4 protein-coding genes and 1 pseudogene are annotated in these 4,176 nt (G+C 55.7%); 3 read left to right on the top strand and 2 right to left on the bottom strand.

Translation table 11 applies throughout. The annotated features are described in order from the left end of the window. The coding region (locus CINSTRO3249_RS13615; RefSeq protein ID WP_044698828.1) for an IS1 family transposase at positions 1-113 on the top strand (113 nt) is incomplete at its 5' end. 7 nt (positions 114-120) lie between these two features. Here CINSTRO3249_RS13615 and CINSTRO3249_RS13610 read toward each other — a convergent pair. Beyond that, positions 121-1,275, bottom strand: a pseudogene (locus CINSTRO3249_RS13610) (intermembrane transport protein PqiB); the annotation flags it as partial. Further along, on the bottom strand, positions 1,247-2,497 hold the full coding sequence (yebS, locus tag CINSTRO3249_RS13605; RefSeq protein ID WP_074013665.1) for a membrane integrity lipid transport subunit YebS: 1,251 nt from the start codon (positions 2,495-2,497) through the stop codon (positions 1,247-1,249). The gene yebS and the pseudogene CINSTRO3249_RS13610, both read right to left, overlap by 29 nt. A gap of 224 nt (positions 2,498-2,721) precedes the next feature. Between yebS and CINSTRO3249_RS13600 the strand changes: the two genes are divergently transcribed. Next, positions 2,722-3,222: a GAF domain-containing protein gene (locus CINSTRO3249_RS13600; protein ID WP_074013664.1), complete on the top strand. Its 501-nt coding sequence runs from the start codon at positions 2,722-2,724 to the stop codon at positions 3,220-3,222. 101 nt (positions 3,223-3,323) lie between these two features. Then, the gene (gene proQ / locus CINSTRO3249_RS13595; RefSeq protein ID WP_074013663.1) at positions 3,324-4,001 is read left to right on the top strand and encodes an RNA chaperone ProQ; all 678 of its coding nucleotides are present in this window, start codon (positions 3,324-3,326) and stop codon (positions 3,999-4,001) included. The last annotated feature ends 175 nt before the right edge of the window (positions 4,002-4,176 follow it).

Raw genomic sequence — 4,176 nt, 5'->3', positions numbered from 1 at the left:
CGCTCCGTACCCGCATTAAACGACTGGCGCGTAAAACGATTTGCTTCTCGCGCTCTGTCGAGATCCACGAAAAAGTCATCGGAGCCTTCATCGAAAAACACATGTTCTACTAATTGGAGTCATTACCCGATTGCCGTCGGGCACCGTGAAACGCTGCTGCGGTTCCCCGTCGCCGGGAATCAGCTCCAGCGTGGTGCCGGCCAATAACCCGCTGATATCGGGCTGGGTGAGCGAGAGCTGCGGCGTCGTCATTTCGATACGGGTACCGCTGCGCATTAAATCCGCTACCGACGGATTAAGCGTCAATTCGCCGGTGACATGTTTGTCTTTTCCCAGAGTGATTTTGGTCAGCATGCCGACTTCCAGACCTTGATATAGCAAGGGCGTATGGCCGGCGCTAAGATGGCTGCCGTCGGGCAGATCGAGGGTAATGATAACGCCGCGCTGGCTATGGGCCAGATCGGGGTAAAGCCTATAATTATCGTCGGTTCTGGCCTGGGCGCTATCGGCCGGCGAGTCGAACGCGATGGCGCCGTTGACCAGCGCCGCCACGCTTTCCATTTCTATTCGCGCGCCGTGGAGATCGACATTGGCTTTCAGCCCGGAGACATTCCAAAAGCGGCTGTCTTTTTTTACCAGATGAGTGAAGCGGCGATCGATCAGCACATCGATGGTCACCCCTTTACGGTTGCGGGCAATGTCGAAATCGTAAACTTTGCCGACCGGCAGCTTGCGGAAATACACCAGCGAGCCGGTACTGAGCGCGCCGAGATTGTCCGCCTGCAAATGCACCAGCAGTTCACCGGTATTGACGCGATATTTGGGCTGGGTATCCAGGGCGGTGAAGTGGGTCTGTTCATTGCCCTTACCCGGCATCATACCGATATAGTTCCCGCCGACCAGGGCGTCCAGGCCGGAAATGCCGGCCAGGGATGCCTTGGGCGTCACCAGCCAGAACTGCGTCCCTTCGCGCAGCGCGTCGCGCATATCGCTTTTGATGCTGGCTTCCACTTTGATGGTGCGCAGATCGTCACTGAGCTTGATATTCTGTACGGTGCCGACCTCCACGCCCTGGTAACGCACCGGCGTGCGCCCGGCGACGATGCCGTCGGCGGAGACGAAATCAATCGTCACCGTGGTGCCGCGCTCTTGCAGGGTACTATAGACCAGCCAGCCGGCAATCAGCAGGGCGATAAACGGCAGCAGCCAGAAAGGCGATATCCGGCGCTTGGTGCGAACCGTCGCATTAATCGGTGTAGTCGGCGTGTGTGGCATGTGCGTCCCATAGCAAACGGCTGTCCAACCACTCGACAGCGAGAATTGTCAAAATCACGGCGGAGCCAAAATAGAAGCCGGCCGGTCCCAGCGTAAAGGCAAGCAGTTGATCCCGGTCGACCAGCGACAGGGTAATGGCAATGACAAACAGATCGAGCATCGACCAGCGTCCAATCCAGATAACGAAACGCAGCAGCCGGACGCGGGTCTTCATGCCGTGGCGAACATTGAAATGAATGCTCAGCAAAAGCGTAAACAGCACAATGATTTTGATAAACGGCACCAAAATGCTGGCGATGAAGACCACGGCCGCCACCGCCACATTGCCCTGCGCCAGGGACAGAATGCCGGACATAATCGTATCCTCGTTACGGCTGCCGTTGAGATAGATGATGGATATCGGCAGCACATTGGCGGGGATCAACATGATAATTGCGGCGATGAGCGCGGCCCAGGCTTTTTGCAGACTGTGGCGCCGGCGGCGGCGCAGCGGCGTATGGCAGCGCGGGCAGCGACCCCGGGCGTCCGGCAGGCCGGTGAAGCGGCAGCCCAGGCAGACCCGCAGCGCGCCGGTCATGGGCAGCCCGGGGCGCGGCGCCGGCTGTGGGAAATAAGTGTGCCAGAGTTGGCCGGTATTGAGTTTGATGAGTGTCAGGAGGCTGAGCAGGGTCAAAATAACATAGGCGGTTAATCCCAGGCCGGTGGTAACGTCGGCGTAATCTTTAACTTTGATTGACGCCACGGCCATACCGACCAAATAAATATCGAGCATCACCCATTCTTTTAACCGATGCAGCATCAGCAACACGGGGCGTAAATTCAGGCCCAGCCGCTGGCCGAAATACAAATATAACAAAGAAAAGACCAGTGTTGCGGGGGCCCCCACGGTGCAAAACGCTACCATGCTAGCGGTGATGATATTGCCCTGCAGCGCCATTTGCCAAATGCCTTGTAGCAAACTGGCGCTAATGGGCGTGCCCAGCAACCGAATGCTTATCAAGGGTTCGGTAAAAGCGAAGGGCATCAGCAGCAGCATTGCGACCGCCAGCGCCGTCAGACGGGTCATGCTCCAGTCCCGTCCGCGCACCACTTTCGCCCGGCAGCGCGGGCAGCAGGCATCCTGATTATCGCTCAGGGGCGGCAGGATAAATAAAACATCGCACTCCGGGCAGCGCTGATATTGGCCGGACGGAAAGGCATCATGAATCGCGGTTATTTTCATCGCGCGGCGTTTACGCCTCCCTCACACCTCATTTTTTTACCCTCCATGCCGCCGTTGTCGGGTTATAATTAACCCCCGGCGAACCGCCTGCCTGGCCGGGCAAACATACCCGCGCGCGAACACTTTGTGAAGTCATAACGGATTAATCTTGTGGCTTTGGGCATTTATTGCTTATTTTATAGAGGCTGGTGTGCCGTCTGCTACAACAAAGATTAGCTCATTTAATGGTTTATTATGAAAAAAAACAATTTTACGCCGAATTATTGCAGGATCTGTCGGCACTCCTTGATGGCGAAACGCATTTTATCGCCGCGCTGGCCAACGCCAGCGCTTTGCTCTACGAGCGCCTGGAAGGGGTGAACTGGGCAGGTTTTTATTTACTCGACGGTGATATACTCGTTCTCGGGCCTTTTCAGGGTAAAGTCGCCTGCGTGCGCATCCCGCTCGGTAAAGGGGTGTGCGGCAGTGCAGCGGCGGAAAACCGCATTCAGCGTATCGGCGACGTGCATGCCTTCCCGGGCCATATCGCCTGTGACGCCGCCAGTAATGCTGAAATCGTATTGCCTATCACGCTGGACGGTCGTGTGGTGGGGGTATTGGACATCGATAGCACAATTTATCAACGCTTCAGTCAGGATGATGAAGATGGACTGAAGGCAGTGGCGGATTACCTCTGCCGGCAGTTGGGAACCACCAATATGCGCAAATTTATCACTAATACTTGATAATGATATACGGATAACGTGGCATTTGCCGATGGCGTCATTATAATGACGCCTGTTCATGCCTGCGCTGGTTGGCAAGCCCGTTGTAATCAGGAAAATTCATGGAAAATCAACCTAAGTTGAACAGCAATAAAGAAGTGATTGCCTTTCTGGCGGAGCGATTTCCGCTCTGTTTCACGGCAGAAGGCGAAGCCAGGCCGCTTAAGATCGGCATCTTTCAGGACCTCGTTGCACGGGTTCAGGGCGAAGAGAATATTAGCAAGACGCAATTGCGCTCGGCATTGCGCCTTTATACCTCAAGCTGGCGTTACCTCTACGGGATAAAGCTCGGCGCCCAGCGCGTTGATCTCGACGGTCATCCCTGCGGTGAGTTGGAAGCGCAGCATGTTGAACATGCACGTAAGCAATTAGAGGAAGCCAAGGCCCGCGTTCAGCTTCAGCGGGCCGCTCAGCAGGCGAAAAAACGCGAAAATGGCGAGGCCACGGCGCCGCGTCGTCCCGCTGCGGGCAAGCGGCCCGCCAAGAGTGACAACGTCACGCCCAGCAAACCGCGTCCCAAACACCAACGTCCCGCGCCCGCCACAAGGCAAACCGCGCCGGTCGTTAAAACCGTGCCTGTCACCGATATTTCCACATTGCAAATCGGCCAGGCTATCAAAGTCAAAGTGGGTAAAAGTCCCATGGACGCAACCGTCATGGAAATCGCCAAAGAAGGGGTGCGAGTGCAGCTCTCTTCCGGGATGGCTTTGATAGTACGCGCAGAACACCTGCAGTTCTGATACGGAGGCCAACCAGGGCATGAACACATTTGTCAGAGTCGCCATCATGGCATAGGTATCTACACATTTATCGTGATACCTGTTATTACTTTGCAGAATGATTTCAACCTATCTGTTGGCGGGATTGACTCTCGCCTTACCCGCCGATATCAGACGCTGGTTAAACAGCATATGA

Origin of the sequence: Candidatus Sodalis sp. SoCistrobi (assembly GCF_900143145.1) — a bacterium.
Taxonomy (GTDB): domain Bacteria; phylum Pseudomonadota; class Gammaproteobacteria; order Enterobacterales; family Enterobacteriaceae; genus SoCistrobi.
This window is presented reverse-complemented; position numbering and strand designations above follow the sequence as displayed.

What these genes read in the sequence shown, in the direction of transcription:
- yebS (WP_074013665.1), bottom strand. Translation starts at nt 2,497, where the DNA reads ATGAAAATAACCGCGATTCATGATGCCTTTCCGTCCGGCCAATATCAG.
- CINSTRO3249_RS13600 (WP_074013664.1), top strand. Translation starts at nt 2,722, where the DNA reads ATGGTTTATTATGAAAAAAAACAATTTTACGCCGAATTATTGCAGGAT.
- proQ (WP_074013663.1), top strand. Translation starts at nt 3,324, where the DNA reads ATGGAAAATCAACCTAAGTTGAACAGCAATAAAGAAGTGATTGCCTTT.